Source organism: Elizabethkingia sp. YR214 (genome assembly GCF_003058195.1).
Lineage (GTDB): Bacteria > Bacteroidota > Bacteroidia > Flavobacteriales > Weeksellaceae > Elizabethkingia.
Genome location: NZ_QBUH01000004.1, coordinates 74953 through 95057, shown reverse-complemented (window position 1 = coordinate 95057; position 20105 = coordinate 74953). Strand labels below are relative to the sequence as shown.

Genomic DNA, 20105 nt, shown 5'->3' with positions numbered 1-20105 from the left:
CCATGATCATAACTGATCAGAGCATTAATACACCTCTTAAATTATCGTTTTATTATTTTCTGAAATGATGCAGCATCAGCTATGACATCAAATCTGAATATCATAAATAAACATTCGTAATGTTCCTTAGTATTTATACTAACGGATTTATTTAGCTTGCTTTATACAGAAGAAGATATTGTTCTGTACAATCAGTTTTTGGGATTAAAAGAAATCGAGTTCAGCAATCGTCAGCGCCTGTGAATTTCCCGCAACTTCCTGAGCTGTCACCCTTACATAACGGGCTTTAACAGCCTGTTTAAAATAAAGGCTCCTCTTGGAAGGGTCATTCACCAGGTTTCCAAATTCAAAAGCAGATACAGGCTCCCATTTCTTTCCGTCCATACTTACTTCTACGGTACCTTTAGCCATCATTCCGCCACCAAATACAGTTTGTGGTGTATATGCCATACCAGTTAAAGTATACAAACTTCCAAGGTCTACACTCAGGTTTTGCGGAAGCGCCTGACTGGTCGATTGCCAAAAGGTTTTGGGATCCGCATCAAAAGCTGCTTCAGCGGTATGATTCTTTGTTCCGTCTTTGACTTCGGCAAGTTTCCATTTATTTTTAGCAATGCTAACAGCCTCAGCTTGTACGGCTCCCTGTTCTCCCTTCAAGATAGCAACAGCCTTTACTGTTCCTTGTTCTTTTTCAAATGGCCCATTATATTTCAATGAATTAACACCGGGCTCAGAACCATCTGTCGTATAGTAGATATCAAAATCTTTATTAGATTCCTTTGCTTCTTTTTTGTCCTGAACTTTCCAATCGAAAGGCTGCTTCTTTTCTTCTATAGAAACCTTTCCTGTTTTGTCCTGTGAAATAGTGAGTTGTGGAGGTCTCATCTTATAATAGTGAGCAGAAATACCACTAATAGCAACATTACCACGATCCTGCAATATGCGTAGTCTTATTTTTCGGGTTGTAACTCCAGGAAAGCGCAGAATACGCTTATATCCTATATTGGTAGCAGCAGCCAATTCTTTCCAGGCTCCGTCTATCCATGCGTCCACAGCATGATTCTCTACACGCTCACTATGTGTAGAGACTGCTTCCTGCAACACTATTCGGTTAAATGTTACAGGGGTTGGAGTTTCTATGATAAGCTGATTATTATTGAGTAAGGAATAGGTAGTGTCATTATGATCCAGAACTTGTTTAGGACCTTTAGCATTTTTCAAAAGATCTTTGCTATAAGTCTCCCGTATCCTTTTTCCTGTTTCACTCAGCACTTTTACGTCCTGATCCGAAAACTTCCCTTCTCTGTTGGGTGGAACATTGAGTAATAATGTAGCATTACCACCCACAGAACGCTCATAAATATCGAATACATCGTCAGCGCTTCTTACTTTCTGGTAAACGTCGTCCCGGTAGAACCAGCCTTCCCGAATAGATGTATCTATTTCTGCCTGTTGATAGTGGAGGAAATGACCATTGTATAGACGATCGCGTCTTCCGATATTATCTTCTTCCCAATCCGTTAATCCGGTAATTTCCGTTAAATCTTTATTGTTAAAAGGCAATACATTCCATTCTGTTTTTCGGGTAACTCCAGCTTCGTTGCCACACCAGCGGACATCTCCCTGACCAAAAATTACAGCTTTAGGAGCTAGTGTATGTATTACTTTTTTCCAGGCTTCATAGTTGTACTTCTGGCCGCCTTTTGTTTTAGGATGAGCGCCATCAAACCATACTTCATGTATTGGGCCGTATTCGGTAAGGATTTCGAAGAGCTGATTCAGAAAATATTCATTATAATCATCTACCTCAAACTCAAATTTGGTTTTATTGGAAAAAGGTCTTCCCGGAACTTCCCGGGGAATTGTTCTCTTGGTGTACTGGCTAAGATTGCCATAAAGTCCTTTTGGATTTTCGATCTGAAACAAATCGGCAGGAGATAGATATACACCAAGCTTAAGCCCATACTTCTGACATGATTTGGAAAGGTCTTTTAAAATATCGCCTTGTCCGTTTTTGAAGTTGGTAGAAGCAATGCCATGATTGGTATATCGACTTTGCCACAACACAAATCCGTCATGGTGTTTTACGGTAAGGATTACCATTTTCATTCCGGCATCCTTTAATGATTTACACCACTGGTCAGTATCCAGTTCTTTCAGATCAAATATTTTGGGATCTTCCATTCCGTTGCCCCACTCCATACGTGTAAAAGTATTGGGCCCGAAATGTATAAAAGCAATGAATTCATTGCGTAAGGCATCTAGCTGATTTTTTGTGGGAATTACATGAGCTGCTTTTTCTATAATAAGCTCTTTACTGTCTGTAGGAGCTATTGCAATAGTATTAGCCGGTATAATCCTAGCACTTTGTGCAGATATACAGACAAGACCTTCCAGCAAAGCCAGAGAGGTGATACAGGTTTTAAGTTTCATGGTTGGTTTTAGTTTTCGATGGTTGTTAGTTTCTCTATTTCATATTATTATTTTTTTATTGTTTCACCACTTTTATTGATTCTTCTACATCAAATTTAGAAAATAATATAGAATACGCAAAAAAATCATCTAATTATTTGTCCGTATATACTAAATGTAGAATCTATGTAGTATCTAAACACCAAGTATATTAAACAAAATTCATATTAAAACCTGAAATAATATAGCTAATATAGATGCTGGTTAATAAATTTAAATACAGACGCAACCATTAGAAAAACTATGCATCTTATAATAGAACATCAAATCACTTATGCTAAATCTCCTGAAACCTGGATTTGTTACAGTATACTTAAGTATATGTTTTATAAGCTGCTCGGACATCGAAAAACGGGATAATATTACCTATGGTTATCTTGCTGCTACGCACGTAAATGCCTCAGAAATAAAACCCGTAGGAGAACTTAACAAGTTACAGGTTACTTATAATACCAGTAATACCTGTCAGTCGTTCAATCAGTTCCGTATATTGAAGAACCTGAATAATATAACAAATATCGGAGTAATTGGTTCCCAGATTTATGGAAAACAATGTACTGACAAAAAAGAAGAGAAGAAGCACGAATTTACTTTTCGTCCAACTCAGGCAGGGGAACATACATGGAAGTTTTGGGCAGGGAGAAATAGTGACCAAAGTAGTAAATATGTAGAGATTACAATAAACGTTCCTGAAAAGAAGTAAATAGTCTGACAACTTTCTGTTTAATAACCTTAAAAATCAGAATCATGACAGAAAAACAAAATATATTCAAATTAATTATACTCATGGTAGTATATAATATTTTTAAAACATGCGATCGTTTTCTGGACTTCTTGTTTATGAGAAACACACAGGAATATCAGGAATAAAATATCCATAGCATTATATCAAAGGCTACTGCTAAATTTTACACTTAATCTTTCATTTATTTTTTTGATCAGCAGTAGCTTTTTTCTCTTTCAAACAAATCTAATAGTTTGCCCTGATTACAATCCATTTCTGACAAGGAAATATATACAACGCTATATCTAAACTTCGAACGCTTGATCCTTGTTTCTTTCTTTTTGAATTGTGATATTTGCAATATTGGTAACACAATAACCACAATCTTATGGCAAACATTTTACTCATAGAAGACGATGACAGACTTTCCAGACTGATAGCAAAAGGCTTACAAGAAGCCGAGTTTGAAGTCAGTACGGCATACGATGGTATGACTGGGATGAAGCTGGCCACCCAAAAAGATTTTGATCTGGTAGTTACCGATATCGTTTTACCTAAAAAGGATGGCTTGGATTTTTGCAAAGAAATAAAAACATTGAAGCCTAATCTGCCTGTAGTAATGCTTACAGCATTGGGTACTACCGATGATAAGCTGGAAGGTTTTGATGCCGGAGCAGATGATTACCTTACCAAGCCTTTCGAAATGCGTGAACTTGTAGCCCGGATAAAAGTACTGTTAAAACGCTTTTCACAACAACAGCAGCGGCAAAAAGTATTTGTATTGAGGTATGAGGGTATTGAAATGAATCTGGAACAGAAAATTGTAAACAGGGATAAAATTTCGATCAAACTAACGCCAAAAGAGTTCAACCTTCTGAAGTTTATGCTTGAAAATTCAGAGCGTGTACTTTCCCGAAGTGAAATTGCCGAGAAAGTATGGGAAACTCACTTTGATACCGGAACCAATTTTATCGATGTATACATTAACTATCTTCGTAAAAAAATAGACAAGGATTTTGCCGTAAAACTTATTCATACAAAGGCCGGAATGGGCTTTATTCTGAAAAAAGATTATGAATCGGATATTTCATAAAAACATTTTAAAATGAAAATACGGACCCGGCTTACTTTACTTTTCACACTGGTTACTGCAATGCTTCTGGGTGTTTATAGTATTACAGTATACTATTCTTCCAAAGAAGCCCGGGAGAAATCTTTCTATGGGGAATTGCAAAATGAAGCCATAGCCAAAGCTGATTTATTTTTTAAAAGTTCACTTTCCGAACAGGAAATGCATAAATTATACAGAAATAACAACAGGACACTAAATGAAGTTCAGGTAGCAATATACGACTCTGACTATGATCTTATTTATCATGATGATGCAAAAGTAGATTATGTAAAGGAGACCCGTGGAATGCTTTCCGGTATTTTTAAAAAGAAGAAGACCAGCTTTTTTCTGGACAATCTACAGGTTATTGGAATTACATACAATTATGCCGGGAAAACTTATGCTGTGACTGCTGCTTCCTATGACAAGTATGGACATGCCTATGTTACAAGTCTCCTGACAGTTAGTATTATCGCATTCTTCATTATCCTTATCCTGGTTTATCTCGCAGGTATATTCTTTGCAAGTAAGGCGCTGAATCCGGTAAGTGAAATGGTGAGTCAGGTAAAAAATATTACCGCAGGGAAACTTCAGCTAAGACTAAAAACAACTAAAGAAAAAGACGAATTAAACGAACTTGCACAAAGCTTCAACAGAATGCTGGAACGGCTGGAGAATTCTTTCGATGCCCAAAAGTATTTTGTATCCAATATATCACATGAGCTTCGGACACCTCTTGCAGCTATTATAGCAGAACTGGAACTGGCCTCTGAAAAGGAACTTAGCGGGGAGGAATACCAGCAGACAATAAAGTTTGCTTTGGAAGATGCCCGTAATATGACACGTTTGTCCGATAGTCTGATGGATTTGGCTAAAGCCAGTTATGACCCTAATGAGATCAGTTTTTCTGAAGTACGCCTCGATGAAGTTCTTCTGGAATCTTATTCAGGAACAATAAAGGAAAATCCCAAGTATAAAGTAGCACTTCATATCGACGATGCTGTTGAAGAGCAACAACTGACTCTACAGGGAAATGAATATCTGCTGCGCGTAGCATTTAATAATCTTATCGATAACGCTTGCAAATATTCTCCAGAGCACTCCTGCGCAGTAAATGTTACCATAAATTGTGGTAATCTGCACATTGATTTCTCCAATAAAGGTGTTACCATAGAAAAGGAAGATCTGCTACATATTTTCGAGCCTTTTTACAGAAGCGAAAATTCCAGAACCGAAAAAGGCCATGGAATAGGACTATTTCTTACTGAAAAAGTCATTCATCTTCATCATGCAGAAATACAGGTAACATCGGCACATCATAAAACCACCTTTACAGTTGTTTTCTGCACGCCAGGAATACAGAAAATATAAAATAGAATCCCTTTAAAGTCTGGCTCTAAAGGGATTTAAAATTATACTGTTTTAACAAAATTATACAGCTCTTGTCATTTCATATTGCTCAATGAAGACTTTTAAACCTGATTTTTGTAAAAATTTATTAGCAGCAGCTGAGTTTTCATCTACATTAATAATAGAAATACTGGCACCAACTTCTTCTTTTAGTACAGAAAGCAATTGTGTACCAACTCCTTTCCGTCTGTGTTCAGGAGCTACTGCAAGCTGATATATCTTTTTAGCTTCCGGATTATAGACAAGGTAGCCTACCAATTGTCTACCTATAAAAGCTCCCAATATTTTACAATGTTCTTTTATCTCTTCCAGTACATTTACAGAGTTCTGCCATGTCGGCTGAATATCCCAGAAGGCCTTCATTTTCTTCCAGCCAAAATCTACAACTTCACGGATTTTTGCTTCCTGTCGCACAGCCTCAGAAGTAATCTCTCCGCGGTAGCATTTAAGTTTTCGATTAATGGTATAACCAAACTTTTGATAAGACTTGATAGCCGGAGCATTATCAGTAATAACTTCCAATACTAATGTTGTCGCTCCTTTCTCTTTCAATACAGGAAGAATAAGATCGTACATCTCTCTTACCCATCCGGATTTTCTTCTTTCCGGAATAACACCTGTACCACCATTATAAACGACTAATTTTCCGTCTATCATTTGTTTACCATGCAGAATAAAAGCAACAGGCTTTTCCCCGTCTTTTACCATTACTGACATACTTTTATCGGTTTTGTCGGATCGCATTTTAAACTCCAGCTGTTCTTCAGTAAGTTTCATTGGCACCATATAATCGGCAAATGAATCATTGAATACCTGAAGAATCTGTGATGTATCTATTGTTTCTATAGTCTGTATTTCCATTTTTTTCTTTTTATTAATGATTAGAAGCTTTACTAAAAATTGTAGTTCCGATACTGGCTATTATTACACAGGCTATGGAAATCCATTGTAAAAAGCTTAAACTTTCTGACAGAAATACAAGTCCTGAAAGTGCTGCAAATGCAGGTTCCAAACTCATTAAAATACTAAAGGTTTTCGCCGGCAGCTTCTTTAGGGCTACCATCTCCAGAGAAAATGGTAATGCACTGGATAAAATAGCAACACCCAAACCTTTCAGAAAGATAATCGGAGTAATATTGAAAACTGCACCATCCCATACTGTAAAAGGAATAATAACCAAACTGGCGAACAACATACCTGTAGTTACGGCATCTTTACCATCCATTATTTTGGCAACTTTCCCCCCCATTACAATATACAATGCCCAGAACATACCAGCCAGAAAGGCTAAGCCTAATCCTAGTAAATCAATGTGATCATTATTCCATGGAACAATCAGTAATATTCCGACACAGGCTAATAAAGCCCAGATAACATCTAATAATTTCCGCGATAGCGCCAGTGCCAGAAATAAAGGTCCCGCAAATTCTACTGTAACAGCTAAGCCCAATGGTATACGCTGTATAGCCATGTAGAAAATAAGATTCATCACAGCAAGCCCTGTTCCGTAAAAACCACAATAAATCCACATCTGTCGGGTAAATTGTGAAAATTTAGGCCGGTTAATCAACGTTAAAATAATAGCAGAAAGTACTATTCTTAAAGTAACTGTTCCTATGGCTCCGATAGCCGGAAAAAGCTGTTTTGCAATGGAAGCCCCACCCTGTACACATATAATAGCTAATAATGTGGCGGATATGGCTGTATTTGTTTTTTTCATTTTTATAGTTTATTAATTTCACAAAAAGATAACCCTGAGAAAAAAATTCAAGGTTTCGAAAAAGTGTACTAGCACTTTATTTTTTTATCCATTAAAAAACTACTACTGAATTCATTGTGTAAAGGTTTATCTTCAAATATACTAATTTTTATCTTTAATAAGCTTATATCTTATTGATTATTTGCAACTTTCAGGGATGCAATCGCCTTTTTTTGCCATAACTGGTTATTTCGTTCATAAAGTGTTCTGTCATGGGATTTTTATTTTTCGGTACCAAGGGTCATTTCCAATATCGGATAAGCTTTTCCGAAATCATCTGTTGCCCGTCTGCCCGTTTGTACAAATCCGGTTTTCAGATAAAAATCTACGGCTTGTTGATTCTGCTCGTTGACATCTACTCTTGATATCTGAAATGCTGATTGTGCATATTGAAACAGCTTACTTCCAATTCCTTTTCTCCTATAGTCCGGATCAACAAACAACATATCCAGTGTATTTCCTGAAATTCCCATAAAACCTGCTGCCTGTCCTTCTATCTCATAAATGAAAAGTTTTACCTGGGGCAATGCCTCAGGTATAATACTCTTATAAAATGTTATATCTTCAGGATCCAAAAAGTGATGAGTTGCTCTTACCGAAGCTTCCCATACCCTTATTACATCTCCATAATCTTCCGAATTGGCCTCTCTTATTAATTCACTCATATCTTAAAGTTTTAATTAATTTTATAATGTAGCTGCATTAGCCCGCTTTCAAAACTCTTGCTGGAAACTAATGCTAAATCCTGAGCAGGTATTCCCGCATTAAATAAGCGAATACCATTGCCCAGTAAAACAGGAATAACAGAAATAATGAGTTCGTCAAAAAGCTTTTCTTTTAATAATTCGTTCACTATTTCTGCTCCCCCGTCACAGAATATATTTTTTCCGTTTTCAGATTTTAATTTTATAATCAGATCTCTAAGGTTTCCATTATAAAAATTTACCCCATTTTCAGAAGGTCTTTCTGTTCTGGTAATAATATAAGCCTCTTTGTCCCAATGCGGAAAATCTACTCCCTGATTTAGAATCCAGTCATAGGTCCTTCTTCCCATGATTACAGCGTCTACTGTAGCTGTAAAATCATTATAGCCATAATCTTCCCCTTCTCTTTGTACTTTTTCCAAAAAGCTTAGGTCATCGCCTGATTGTGCAATATAACCGTCCAGAGAGCATGAGATGTAAAGAATTAGTTTTCTGGCATTCATAATTTTAGTGAGTATTATATATAATTAGAGTTTATTATTTTCCTGCATATTCTCCCAGAAAACGGATGACACTTCCTGCTCCGTTATGGTAAATACCTTCCTGTAGAAAAACTTCTTCTTCCCGGAGTTCTGTAATCCGGAAGTCTCTGAAATCTTCTTCCAGTTCTTGAGTTGAATATAATTGATTAATATCGTCAGGACCTCCCGCAAATTTATTTACGGTATTGTATTCCAGCTGACGCTTGCTGAACGACTCAAAGATAATGAATCCTTTGTTTTTCAGGAAGTAAATCAGCTGTTTTTGTATCTTCGGTGGAAAAATTAATGCAATTACATCAAAACTCTCTTTAGGATAGGTCAACTGATCCACATCACAAACTTCATATTTTATACTTACGCTCTCTTCCTCTGCCAGTTTCATTGCCTTTTTATAAGCATTTTTGCTGATATCAAAACAATAAACGTCCCATCCTAATTTAGCTGCAAAAACAGCATTTCTGCCTTCTCCTTCTGCTGGGAATAATATTTTTCCAGGTTTTAATTTCAGAAGTTGTTTTTTCAAATATTCATTGGGCTTTTTACCATAGGCATATTCCTCCTGAGCATATATTTTATCAAAAAAATTATCCATATCTTTTACGCTTCTACATTATATTAAAACCACATTTACAAGCAAAGCAGAAACATATAAACCTATACCGTATATAAAGTGTACCCACAAGCTTCTTATTCTTGCAATACGCGGATTAGGTGTCTTGGAGGCTGCTATACCAAAGCCAAATGCGGGCTGCATCATAAAGAAAGGAGCTAATGTTGTACTAATACCAATAATTATAGCCGGAAAAAGCGAAGGATGTTCCAACCAATTTACCCCCCAGATAAGTAACAAAGCAAATGCAAATGCTATCCCTATTCCATAATGCGCCATCCAGCCGATGAGTTTTTCATGCGGTACCGGTTTTGTCTGCATAATATTTTGGTGTGAGAATATTCCGTTTTTAAAATTCCCAATCCACCTGCCCACCAGACGATAATCCAAAGAAGGTATATTAAACAATTTCTTAACAATAACGGCATAAACATCCATAAAAATGGTTGCTCCCGCTCCTACTAAAATGGCATAAAATATCAATTGCATAGTTTCTTCATTAAATGGGTAAATATCAAATTGTTTTTTAGCGTAATGCTATTAACTGCTCTTCCAATTGTTTTTCCGAAAGTACTCCGGAGCTACGCCATACCTCCTGGTTATTTTTCAGAACAACAAACGTTGGTACCGCACGGACTCTATATTGTATTGCCATATCCTGTGCTTCATCCACATCTACCTGATGTACATTTAACCAATCTTCCAGCTTATCTTTCAGTGTATTTACAACCGGCATCATCATCTTGCATGGATAACACCATTCCGCATAGAACTGTAATAAAGTCAGTGAATCAATTTCCTGAATTTTGTTGTCTGTATTGTTCATTGTTTTAAAATTTAGTCCTACAAAATTAGGCTGAGGTTAAGGCTCAATCCTGATACAAATCGGAGGAAAAATGGTACAAATCACATATTACATATGCTAAACACAAAAGCACTGATTATTATATCACCAGCAAGCTTTTAAGGCATAGGAAAATATAAAATCGTATATTTGGCCTGTGCTTCGATAAGCTATTCGCTTCTTTATTTCCGGCATCATCAGATAATTCTTTTATATCTGCCCAGACAATACTTTACAATCATTAATTACAACTAAAAACAATTTAAATTTATCAGCAATGAATAATTTTCATGTGATTACCGGTGGCCCTGGCTCTGGTAAAACATCCCTTATCAATGAGTTAAATAACAGCGGATACCTTACTGTTCCAGAAGAAGGCCGCAGAATCATAAAAGAACAGATTGAGTCTGCAGGAGAAGGTCTCCCCTGGAAGAATAAACCTGTTTTTGCAGCATTAATGTTGAAATCTTCACTGGAAGCTTACCAAAAAATGCTTCAGGAATCAGCAGGTTCTTTAGTATTTTTCGATAGAGGAATACCGGACACCATTGGCTATATGGAATTGGAAAACATTCCGATCTCCCCGGAAACTGAGCTAATTATACGTGCTAATCCCTACCATATAAACGTTTTCTTGCTTCCGCCCTGGAAAGATATTTATGAAACAGATACTGAACGCAAACAAAGCTGGCAGGAGGCTGTAAACACTTGCGAAATTATGAAAGAGATCTATACCCGCTATGGATACAACATCATCGATGTTCCTTTTGATACCGTTATAAACAGAAAAAAATTTATCCTTAATAATCTTTAGGCTCTATATCCAGTTTCTCCAATTCTTTTATAATAGCTTCTGACGCATGTTCTGTCTGTACTTCAATAATCCGGGTAAGTTCTTTAAGGTTATTAAAATCCGGAGTATCCGATAATACAGTCTCTAAGATGGAATATCTTGGCATTTTCTTTTTATCCTTATTCCAGCTGGTATTTTTCAAAAGCTCCCAATAAGCTTTCTGTACTCCTGCATTTTGTCCCATCAGCCATAGCTCGAACCTCATCTTTTCATGATTAAATACTATGCCGAAGCGTAATTTTTGCTCTCTCAGATATTCATTATGAAACGGAAAATAAGTAAAGTCCATGTAGCCAAACGAAATATTTCCGAAGCTAAATCTGTCTGCATATACTCCGGATAAACTGGCTTTCAGGCTCATCATATATTTCATCAGACCATGATAGGCTTTCTGAATATCTTTTTTTGCGAGTTGCTCTTTATATACCTGTATACAATCGTTTAATGTTTTCATTTTTCTTTTAATTAGATAATACTGTCTGAAGCAATAAGATCCCACTTTCCATATAGTGTAAGCCCTGAAGCAGCTGCAAGTGCTACAGAGGCATGATTATCAATCTGACAACGATACTGAGGCTCATAACCTTGCTGGAGAGTGTATTTACAAATCGTATGCACCAGGTTTCTGGCATGTCCTTTTCCTCTGTAATTAGGTAGTGTAAGTACTCCCAGATCTGCAATTTTTACATCATCTCCTCATGGATACATACTGGCAGCGCTTACCAATTTCCCATCTTCGAAGGAGCCAAATACAACCCAATGATTCAGTTCCACATAGGCATCATCAAGATCTTGCTCTGAGGCTGATGAAACAAAATATTCAAAAGCCTCGGCATCCAAAGCATTTAGCCGACGAATGGTTTCAATACTTTCGGCTTCTAATAGTTTCTTTTTATTTTCTTCCTGATAATAGTAGATATAATCGGCTCCATGCAGAGATATTCCCGCATTTTTTAACAGTTGAAGGAATGCAGATTCTGATAAAGAATCATTTACCGTCAAGCCTATACGCTTCATGATAGCAGGTGTTACAACTGCATTTACACTTTGTTTATCTGCACTTTCAAGCAACATAACCTGGCCGTCTTCTTCCAGATCTTCATTAATCATAAGTGTAAAACTATCGTCTTTATACCAAAGATCTCCGTTCATTTCCTCTTTCCAGAAGGCAGTCACCTGCTTCGAAAAATTATTCATTCTTTGTTTTTTAGATATTTAGTGTTTGTGTCTTTTTCTATATTGTAATGGAGTAAGTCCAGTTTGTTTCTTAAAAAACCGTCCGAAATAAGAATCATCTGCAAACTGAAGTTCCGTGGCAATCATGGATACGGTATCACTGGTTTGTACCAGACGTGATTTGGCCTCCTGAATAAGCTGTTTCTGTATAAAATGACTTGCCGGAAAACCTGTGATTTCCTTTACTACATCATTAAGATAGTTGGGATGGACATGTAATAGCTCTGCATATTCATTTACTTGTTTTTTATCCAGAAAATACTGATTCACAAATAGCTGAAACTGAGCCACCAGTTGCTCCTGTCTGGAAAGATTAAAGGTTTCATCAGCAGATGTTTTACGATGTATCCTTTCTGCTTCCAATAAAATAACATTCAGAAACATCCTTACCAGAAGATCATCGTTGAATGTAGATTTCTGGCACTTCTCACTATTCAGTTTCCAAAAAAGATGTTCCATCATCAGGGTTTCCCGCTCCGAAAGCTTAATAAACGGCTTCTGATCTGTCTGAAAAAAAGGAAACTGATTTAGCTTAATCTGGTGCTTAATGCATAACAGAAAATAATCTACATCGAACATACACAGTATACCTTTTACATTCTCATCCCATTTTTCTGTAGAATAAAGCTGATTTTCAGAAATGAAGTACATAGATCCCGGTCCAAAATGGTATTTTTTGTGCCCGATTGTTTCTTCCGTCTCTCCATCTGTAAGCAATATAATACTATAGAACTTTCTTCTTGTTCGGTCTCCGAATGTCTTCTTCTGTATCTTCTTCAGCTCTTCCAGTGCTATAACTTCCAAAAAACCATTCCCGTATATATACTCTATTGTACTACATTCTTCACAAAAGGAATGATGGGCATCGTTCAGATAAAATTCTTTGAATTCCTGTGGATTACTGATTTCTTTTATATTGGAGGATTTGGACATTTTTATATTTTTAGGAGATGATTTTCACAAATTTGTGGTAGAACTCTTTCGGATCCAGATTATGATAAATACTAAGAAAATCTGTTTCCATATCTATACTCTCTACGCCAGCCTCAATGGGCATATACAAAAGGCGAAAATCTACTCCCATAACTTCTGCTGTCACAGTTGTCCTTTCCACGCCGTTTCTTTCATAAAAAGCAATTCTTTTTTCTCTTATCAACCGCTCTTCTTCATTTATTGCTTTTTCCGGTGCCTCACATTCTATAATAAAACCTTTCGCTTTTATACTCTGAGCTAGTTTCTGAAGAAATATAGAGCCTATCCCGCCTCCACGGCCTGCTTCCTGTGTTACAGCAAAATAATCTAATAACAACAAATCTTTATCCTTCCACATAAAAGAGGCATAGGCTTTCACCTTAGAATCTTCTTCCAATGCATAAGCAGTATATTTATTAGCGACAAATGCATTTTCTATTACATACAGTGGTTTTACCTCATCTTCAGGAAAATCTTCCACAAGATATCGGTTGTATATATCACTAAATTCTGTAAAGCTAATTTCTCTGGTTACCTGCATTTTTCTTTTCATTTATCTCTATTAATCTATTGGTAATCATTACCATTCTCTTTCTAAATCTTCTTTCCAGTCATACGGCAATATTTCACCAAGACTTTTATATATTCCATTTTTTACTTCTACAACAGCTTCAAGGTTTTGTTTAGAGAGCTGACTCATCAGTTCTCTGCAACGCCCACATGGTGGGACAGCATTTCCATGGTTGTCCACAGCTACTACAGCCTGAATAACAGATTCTCCATTTTTTAGCATTTCTGCAACAGCACTATGTTCTGCACAAAATCCCATAGAGCATGCTGTATCTATGCTAATACCAGTATAAACATTTCCGGCAGATGTTTTTATAGCAGCTGCAACTCCTCCGTATTCTATAAAATCATTCAGAACTCTAGATTTGGCATATTGATGTGCTATTTTTTTTAAATCCATAATGTTATTCTTTTATACAATTAAAAATTACAATTGGTGGACGTTCCACATGTAATCTGAAATCAGGTCTCAATGTAAGAAGTGCTTCGTCAGGGGTTGGTTCCTCTATATTTTTGATACAAAATCCCACTTCTGATAGTTCATTTACCAGTGTACTTAGCTTTCTATGATATTTAATAACACCATCTACAAACCAATTCTGCTTCCTTATTCCCTCTTTACCATATTGGCTCAGAAGCCACGACGGACTAGCATTAACCTCTGCCCAACCATTTTGCGAAGCTGTACAAACCGGATGTTCTATCGAAAAAAGGAACTGACCTTTATTATTTAGTCCTTTATAAACTTTATGAAGTAATGGTCTGATATCTTCGATATAATGCAATGTCATAGAACTGATAACAATATCAAAAGTTTTCGGCTCTATTATATAGTCTTCAATCGCTGTACATTGTAAAGATACTCTGGAATCGTCCAGCCTTCTTTTAGCCTCAGTTATCATTTTTTCAGAAATATCAATACCGGTAACAACAAATGGATTTTGCTCTAGTACAGACTGAATCTGATGTCCGAATCCACACCCAATATCCAGAATACTTTTCCCGTTTGCATTATACATAAGCCTTTTCATAACGGGTTGTTCCAACAATTCGTTCAAACCTTTATCCTGATCCCGTAGATCTTTATAAGCCTCAAAAAATTCTGGATTATCATAAATATTTTGCTTCATCTTCTCTTACTTCTTAAATTCTGTATTTCGTTTAGTCTGTTATTTATTTCCGAGACTATGTATGTGATAAAAAAGGAACAACTAGCTTTTGTTCTTCGAACATACTATATAACTCTTCAGACACATACAACACCGTATCTTCCTTTGTCAGCAACTCATACTCAAAACCTTCCTCTAATGGTGTAAAACCCAATCGTACAGAAGTAAACTCTTCATGAGCCAAAGCAGCAATAATCTGCTGTAGAGCAATCATATTTTTGCTGAAAACTTCTGTAATTTCCAGAACTTTTTCTTTCACATTAGCCACTACAATAGCTTCTAATTCTTCAATGTAGTATATAGCATCTTTATATCCAAAGTCGGGATAAGCATAACAATAAAATAATGATATTCCTTTGCCCTGGACTGGTAAAACGGTATTAGTCAGATTATTTTCTACCAAGTCTGTGAATAAATTCAGATCTTCCCGATTGTCCAGGTTTAGTTTTCGTATTCCGACAGGCGTAGAAAAATCTTTATTTGTTATATTTTTAAAAGCCTGATATTCTGCTACCGGTCTGAATCCGAATTTCGGATAAAAGTCAAGTACACTACCATTAGCAAACAGTAGCATCCCACCTGTTTTTTGTTTAAAATCGACCAGAACCCGTTCCATCAGAAAACGGCTTAGTCCTTTATTCTGATATTCCGGATCTGTCATTACAGTTCCAAATTGTAATAATTTCTTTTTCTCACCCTTAATCTCAGTATCAAACAGACTTGCCGTAACATGAGATACGATCCTCCCTCCTTCGAACAGGGAATAAGCAATACAGCTACCATCCCAAAAACCACTCTGATAATAGTTTTCAAAGGTAAATTCCCAAACCTGCTGTGTAAGCCTGTTCAGTTCTCCTCTCAATTTCTTATCATTTTGATAAGCAATAGCGAGGGTATAATTATGTTCGTGTATATTTACTTTTTCTAAATGCATTTTTTACGTTTTTGAAACCTCATTAAGGTTTAATTTCTGTTACTATTTTCTTTATACCAGCGGATTGCTTTTTGTTCTTCATCTTGTATAAAATTATTTTTAGCATCATTATATTCATTCCCATCCTTCCACTCTTTTTTTCCAAGCTCCTCTTTTAGTTTCTGGTATTTGGTCAGTACAGCAGGATGTGTCCGCAAGTAATCCCGGAAAGCGATATGACGCAGCCAATGTTCCGAGCCCACAGGTATTACATGTATATGGGCTAATCTTAAATGATGATCGTGCAGCTTCTCCGGAATGTCATCACCTTTATTAATCTGTTCAGGAAAAGACCATTCGGAAGGTTTGGCTTTTAGCCTCACAAAAAATCTTCGGTAAGGCATATCTTCATTATATTTCTCATAATACACATACTGCTTCCCGGATAATAAAAGTGGAATTTTATCTAAATCTTCTTCGGAATTAACACCTACCATAATATCGATAACTGGCTTTGCAGAAAGTCCCTCTACGGATGTACTTCCTATATGCTGAATATCTGTATGTACTGTAGCTGTTAATTCTTCCAGTTCCTGTTTTAGTTCTTCAAACTGCTTTTTCCAGTCAGAATTATATTTTTCTATGATGAGCTGCACGATTGGAAAGTATTTATGAATATAATGTTCGGGTTCTTTTTCTGCCGAAAACTGTATCTTCCAACTTTTGAAGTACTTCCTTTTCAATATCTTCAGAGTCAGGCTTATTACAGAGCAGAATGACGGATATTCCGCTATTCAAATATAACGAATTATAGGTAAAATATCCAGGCCAGCCACCTGTATGATATACCTGTTTTTCACTGTTCTTTTTTTCATCAAGCTCCCATCCTAATCCATACGGAAATGCTTGTCCATCATTATTTACTGTAGGTTCAAACATCAGATTCAGATATTTTTCATCTACTAAATACTGTTCCAGTATCGCATTATTCCATATCAACAGATCATCCAATGTAGAGTTAACCGTTCCGTCACCTTGTATACCGTCCAGATAATAAACATACTCTTCACCTTTTATTTCATCTGGCAACTTTAGTTTTCCTGTTTCCGGATCGCTTAAAACACCAAACGCGTAATCAGGAATTAATTGCGGATTTTTCCGCCTGTTATATACCATTGTACTTTTCATATCCAGTGGTCTGAAAATATACTTCTGTAGTACTTCGGGGAAAGTAAATCCTGTTATTTTTTCCAGAATTACAGCTAGTATTACATAACCTGTATTACAATAATCCCATTGTTCGCCAGGATTAAAATAAGCTTTAGGACGAATGGCTGTTAATAGTCCTAGTACATCACTATTATCTGCGATAATCGTTTTATCCCAAAACTCTTCAAACAATTCCATATAGTCCGGCAATCCTGAAGTATGATTGAGTAGCTGAAAAACGGAAATTCCTTCATAGGGAAAATCCGGAAGAAAATACCTTACGTCGGTATGCAGAGACAAATGATATATATCCAAAACCTTTAACATGGCAAAAGCTGTAAATGGTTTGGAGACAGACGCAAGCTCAAAAACTGAGGCTCTGCTCAGTTCTCTTTTTTCTTCCGGATGATAAGTATTGCCAAACGCCCCTGTGTATAATACCTTACGTCGTTCGGCAATCATTATATTTCCATTAAACTTTACTTTTTTTATATAATTTTCAAGTATATCAAATACGTTCTTCATTAATTTTTTTAGTTTGAAATTTTTCGCATCAACATTTCCAAAGGTCCCTGTTTAAACTTCTTACTCCAAAAGATGCTGAAATAAATACTAATGATAAAATAACCTGCAGAGAATAATAAAATATAAACCGGCTGTAAAGGTGGTTGTCCTCCTAATTCTCCTGAATAATAATCACCCCGTAAAAGCGCTAATATAACAAGACCAACCGTAAGATGAGATACATAATGTGTAAGTGTCATCTGTCCTGTTTTAGCCAAATCTATCGCCCATTGCTTATCCGAAATATAGAGACTTACATACATAAAAGCTGCAATAAGCATCATACCAAAGCTTAGGGTATTGAGCACAAAAGGTAAAAACGGCGGAATATAATCTGAATGGATAAATTCCATAACCTTTGGACTAAGATTAAGATAAGGGCTTACAAAACGAATTGTCTCAATGAAAATGAATAGTACAAGCCCTGTTAAAAACATTTTTCGTTGAATTCGTTTTTGCGTCCAGTCCTGCCTCCCTAAATATAAGCCTACAGCGAAATATGCAAACCATGGAAATATAGGATTCCATCCATTGTAGAATGTATTCCGGAGAAAACCTTTTATAGTCCAAAAGTCAAGATATTGTAAATTTCCAAAATCCCACCCTGTTTCGTATGGGATGAATAGTAATAGTATATGAAAGACTGCTACAGTAACAGCAGCAGCTATTAGGTAGTACTTTTTATCCATGAATACCAATAAAGCCCCTATACTCATATACCCACCATACAAATGCAGGATATCTGCCGGCCACCACAGATAAAAAAGTACTCCAAAAACAAATAGGAACGCTGCACGCTTTAGAATTGTTATTCTTAATCTTTTTCTGTCTTCATCGGTATATTCCGAAATCCGATTTGTCATCAGTGCTACCCCCATACCTGCCAACATAACAAATACAGTACTGGAATGTCCGCTAAACAAGGTCAGGAACTTACTCATGAAACTATTATCTTCTTTCCCGAAGACTATATTAAAGTTCACAATAAACATCCCAAAAATAGCATAAGCCCTGGCCAGATCAAATCCGATAATCCTTTTCTTCATGTTGCAAATATTCCGCAGCAAAAATCATGATTACCAACCAACCAGCCTTTGACAAATGTCAAAAAATTCAGGAATTATAAGATTTAATTCATAACCACAAAAGAAACAAAAGAATAACATATCGGATTAAAACCTAGTGAAAGTTCAAAAAAGAATCTTTTCAACCACATAGAAACATAGCCTCCTAATCTCTGATGAAGGTATCTTCGATACTAATATAGAGTACATAGCTTATGTGTAAAAATTTATTTTCCTATGCATCAGCTCTTTTATAGAATTAATCCTATGTTTCTATATGTTTTTATATGCAGTATTGATATCCGCAGAAGCAACGATAGTAGCGCTAGAGTTTGAGTCTAGTGCTGCCATTATCTTTGATTATATTTTTGCTCTGATTCGGCTAAGGGTTTCCAGAGAAATCCCCAAATAAGAGGATATATGGGTGAGTTTGATATGATGAATATATTCCGGAGATTTTTTCAACAGATTAAGGTAGCGATCTGTCGCACTGCGTGCATGAAAATCAAAAAGACGATCTTCCAGCCAGATAGCATATAATTCGGTGATCAGAATCACATATTCCATCAGTTGTGGATATTGTCTCTTAATTTGCTGAAAAGCATTATAATCCACTGCTTCAACAGTAACATCTGTCAAACATTCAATAACCTCTTTGCTTGGTTTCTGATTCACAAGGCTCTCAAATGATACAGCAATATCATCTTCGAAAAAGAACTCTGTTGTAATCTCTTTATTATCCAGAATAAAAAACTTTCTGGCAATTCCGTTTACCATAAAATAACTTTTCCGACAAATCTCATTTTCCTGCAGCAAAAGTTCACCTTTCTTCAGGTGTTTAATTGTCGTTAACTGATCCATTACATTCATTGTTTCTTCATCAAAACTTTCAACGAGTGCCTGGATCCTTTCGATATGTTCAGTCATTTATGGCTGTGGTTTATTTTGATTAGCTTTTTTTGCGATAATACCATCCAGATATTTTTTCAATACTAAAGGATGGCAGTGTTTCTCATCTTTTGCAGCATATACCAGGGTTATTACTTCTTCTTTTTCTAACCTTTTCAGAAACGTAACACCAGGGTTTTTATCCAGCAATTCGGCTTCATATTTTGCAGAAAATTCTGTCCAAAGTGCAGGATCATGATGGAACCATTTTCTGAGCTCTGTAGATGGAGCCAAATCTTTATCCCATTCGGCAATATCAGCTTCCGGTTTAGAGATTCCTCTTGGCCATAATCTATCCACCAGAACTCTGTAACCATCTTCCGGAGAAGGCTTCTCATAAACTCTTTTAAGGTGTATTGTCTGCATAACTGTAAAAGCAATGATTAAATTTATGAAAAATTATGCATTCTTTAGTAATCCCCTGTATTTAA

At 36.2% G+C, this 20105-nt stretch carries 26 protein-coding genes; 5 read left to right on the top strand and 21 right to left on the bottom strand.

Annotated elements, in window-relative coordinates:
* Positions 1-204: 204 nt before the first annotated feature.
* The gene (locus C8J95_RS09035; RefSeq protein ID WP_107808051.1) at positions 205-2433 is read right to left on the bottom strand and encodes an alpha-L-fucosidase; all 2229 of its coding nucleotides are present in this window, start codon (positions 2431-2433) and stop codon (positions 205-207) included.
* Between the two features lie 313 nt (positions 2434-2746).
* Here C8J95_RS09035 and C8J95_RS09030 point away from each other — a divergent pair, with 313 nt between their 5' ends.
* From C8J95_RS09030 to C8J95_RS09020, 4 genes are all read left to right on the top strand, one after another.
* A complete protein-coding gene (locus C8J95_RS09030; protein ID WP_107808050.1) occupies positions 2747-3175 on the top strand; it encodes a hypothetical protein in 429 nt (142 codons plus the stop codon).
* A gap of 44 nt (positions 3176-3219) precedes the next feature.
* A complete protein-coding gene (locus tag C8J95_RS18950) occupies positions 3220-3342 on the top strand; it encodes a hypothetical protein (protein WP_021347971.1) in 123 nt (40 codons plus the stop codon).
* Positions 3343-3584: 242 nt separating this feature from the next.
* Positions 3585-4289, top strand: coding sequence for a response regulator transcription factor (locus tag C8J95_RS09025; RefSeq protein ID WP_107808049.1), 705 nt, complete (start codon positions 3585-3587; stop codon positions 4287-4289).
* A 12-nt stretch (positions 4290-4301) separates the two neighbouring features.
* A complete protein-coding gene (locus C8J95_RS09020) occupies positions 4302-5678 on the top strand; it encodes an ATP-binding protein (RefSeq protein WP_107808048.1) in 1377 nt (458 codons plus the stop codon).
* Between the two features lie 60 nt (positions 5679-5738).
* Here the strand turns inward: C8J95_RS09020 and C8J95_RS09015 are convergent, their stop codons facing one another.
* The 7 genes from C8J95_RS09015 to C8J95_RS08985 form a co-directional block, all read right to left on the bottom strand.
* Positions 5739-6578, bottom strand: a complete 840-nt coding sequence (locus tag C8J95_RS09015; protein ID WP_107808047.1) for a GNAT family N-acetyltransferase — start codon at positions 6576-6578, stop codon at positions 5739-5741.
* 13 nt (positions 6579-6591) lie between these two features.
* Positions 6592-7437, bottom strand: coding sequence for a DMT family transporter (locus tag C8J95_RS09010; protein ID WP_107808046.1), 846 nt, complete (start codon positions 7435-7437; stop codon positions 6592-6594).
* A gap of 260 nt (positions 7438-7697) precedes the next feature.
* Complete coding sequence (locus C8J95_RS09005) at positions 7698-8141, bottom strand: GNAT family N-acetyltransferase (protein WP_107808045.1); 444 nt, start codon at positions 8139-8141, stop codon at positions 7698-7700.
* Between the two features lie 11 nt (positions 8142-8152).
* Entirely contained in the window at positions 8153-8683 is a 531-nt protein-coding gene (locus tag C8J95_RS09000; protein WP_107808044.1) for a dihydrofolate reductase family protein, read from the bottom strand.
* Positions 8684-8717: 34 nt separating this feature from the next.
* Positions 8718-9314 (bottom strand): bifunctional 2-polyprenyl-6-hydroxyphenol methylase/3-demethylubiquinol 3-O-methyltransferase UbiG, encoded by a 597-nt coding sequence (locus C8J95_RS08995; protein ID WP_107808043.1) that lies wholly within the window; start codon positions 9312-9314, stop codon positions 8718-8720.
* Positions 9315-9332: 18 nt separating this feature from the next.
* Positions 9333-9821 (bottom strand): DUF2938 domain-containing protein, encoded by a 489-nt coding sequence (locus C8J95_RS08990; protein ID WP_107808042.1) that lies wholly within the window; start codon positions 9819-9821, stop codon positions 9333-9335.
* Between the two features lie 37 nt (positions 9822-9858).
* Positions 9859-10158: a co-chaperone YbbN gene (locus C8J95_RS08985; RefSeq protein WP_059324878.1), complete on the bottom strand. Its 300-nt coding sequence runs from the start codon at positions 10156-10158 to the stop codon at positions 9859-9861.
* A gap of 295 nt (positions 10159-10453) precedes the next feature.
* Between C8J95_RS08985 and C8J95_RS08980 the strand changes: the two genes are divergently transcribed.
* A complete protein-coding gene (locus tag C8J95_RS08980; RefSeq protein ID WP_107808041.1) occupies positions 10454-10990 on the top strand; it encodes an AAA family ATPase in 537 nt (178 codons plus the stop codon).
* Here C8J95_RS08980 and C8J95_RS08975 read toward each other — a convergent pair.
* The 13 genes from C8J95_RS08975 to C8J95_RS08920 all read right to left on the bottom strand — a co-directional run bounded on the left by C8J95_RS08975 (position 10977) and on the right by C8J95_RS08920 (position 20040).
* Positions 10977-11483, bottom strand: coding sequence for a hypothetical protein (locus C8J95_RS08975; protein ID WP_107808040.1), 507 nt, complete (start codon positions 11481-11483; stop codon positions 10977-10979). The two genes, C8J95_RS08980 and C8J95_RS08975, sit on opposite strands and share 14 nt — an antisense overlap.
* A gap of 11 nt (positions 11484-11494) precedes the next feature.
* Entirely contained in the window at positions 11495-11701 is a 207-nt protein-coding gene (locus C8J95_RS18945; RefSeq protein ID WP_255412777.1) for a GNAT family N-acetyltransferase, read from the bottom strand.
* Positions 11702-11725: 24 nt separating this feature from the next.
* Entirely contained in the window at positions 11726-12226 is a 501-nt protein-coding gene (locus C8J95_RS08970; protein WP_255412756.1) for a hypothetical protein, read from the bottom strand.
* An 18-nt stretch (positions 12227-12244) separates the two neighbouring features.
* A complete protein-coding gene (locus tag C8J95_RS08965) occupies positions 12245-13198 on the bottom strand; it encodes an AraC family transcriptional regulator (protein ID WP_107808039.1) in 954 nt (317 codons plus the stop codon).
* A gap of 10 nt (positions 13199-13208) precedes the next feature.
* Complete coding sequence (locus C8J95_RS08960) at positions 13209-13790, bottom strand: GNAT family N-acetyltransferase (protein WP_255412755.1); 582 nt, start codon at positions 13788-13790, stop codon at positions 13209-13211.
* 27 nt (positions 13791-13817) lie between these two features.
* Positions 13818-14207 carry a cytidine deaminase gene (locus C8J95_RS08955; RefSeq protein WP_107808038.1) on the bottom strand — a complete coding sequence of 130 codons (390 nt, stop codon included), beginning with the start codon at positions 14205-14207 and terminating at the stop codon, positions 13818-13820.
* A 4-nt stretch (positions 14208-14211) separates the two neighbouring features.
* The gene (locus tag C8J95_RS08950) at positions 14212-14937 is read right to left on the bottom strand and encodes a bifunctional 2-polyprenyl-6-hydroxyphenol methylase/3-demethylubiquinol 3-O-methyltransferase UbiG (RefSeq protein WP_107808037.1); all 726 of its coding nucleotides are present in this window, start codon (positions 14935-14937) and stop codon (positions 14212-14214) included.
* A 55-nt stretch (positions 14938-14992) separates the two neighbouring features.
* A complete protein-coding gene (locus C8J95_RS08945) occupies positions 14993-15910 on the bottom strand; it encodes a GNAT family N-acetyltransferase (protein WP_107808036.1) in 918 nt (305 codons plus the stop codon).
* A 29-nt stretch (positions 15911-15939) separates the two neighbouring features.
* Complete coding sequence (locus C8J95_RS08940) at positions 15940-16545, bottom strand: GrpB family protein (RefSeq protein ID WP_107808035.1); 606 nt, start codon at positions 16543-16545, stop codon at positions 15940-15942.
* A gap of 13 nt (positions 16546-16558) precedes the next feature.
* A complete protein-coding gene (locus C8J95_RS08935) occupies positions 16559-17623 on the bottom strand; it encodes a serine hydrolase (protein ID WP_107808034.1) in 1065 nt (354 codons plus the stop codon).
* Positions 17624-17631: 8 nt separating this feature from the next.
* Entirely contained in the window at positions 17632-18708 is a 1077-nt protein-coding gene (locus C8J95_RS08930) for a DUF418 domain-containing protein (protein ID WP_107808033.1), read from the bottom strand.
* Between the two features lie 378 nt (positions 18709-19086).
* Positions 19087-19653 carry a Crp/Fnr family transcriptional regulator gene (locus C8J95_RS08925; protein WP_107808032.1) on the bottom strand — a complete coding sequence of 189 codons (567 nt, stop codon included), beginning with the start codon at positions 19651-19653 and terminating at the stop codon, positions 19087-19089.
* Entirely contained in the window at positions 19654-20040 is a 387-nt protein-coding gene (locus C8J95_RS08920) for a DUF488 domain-containing protein (RefSeq protein ID WP_107808031.1), read from the bottom strand.
* Positions 20041-20105: the final 65 nt, after the last annotated feature.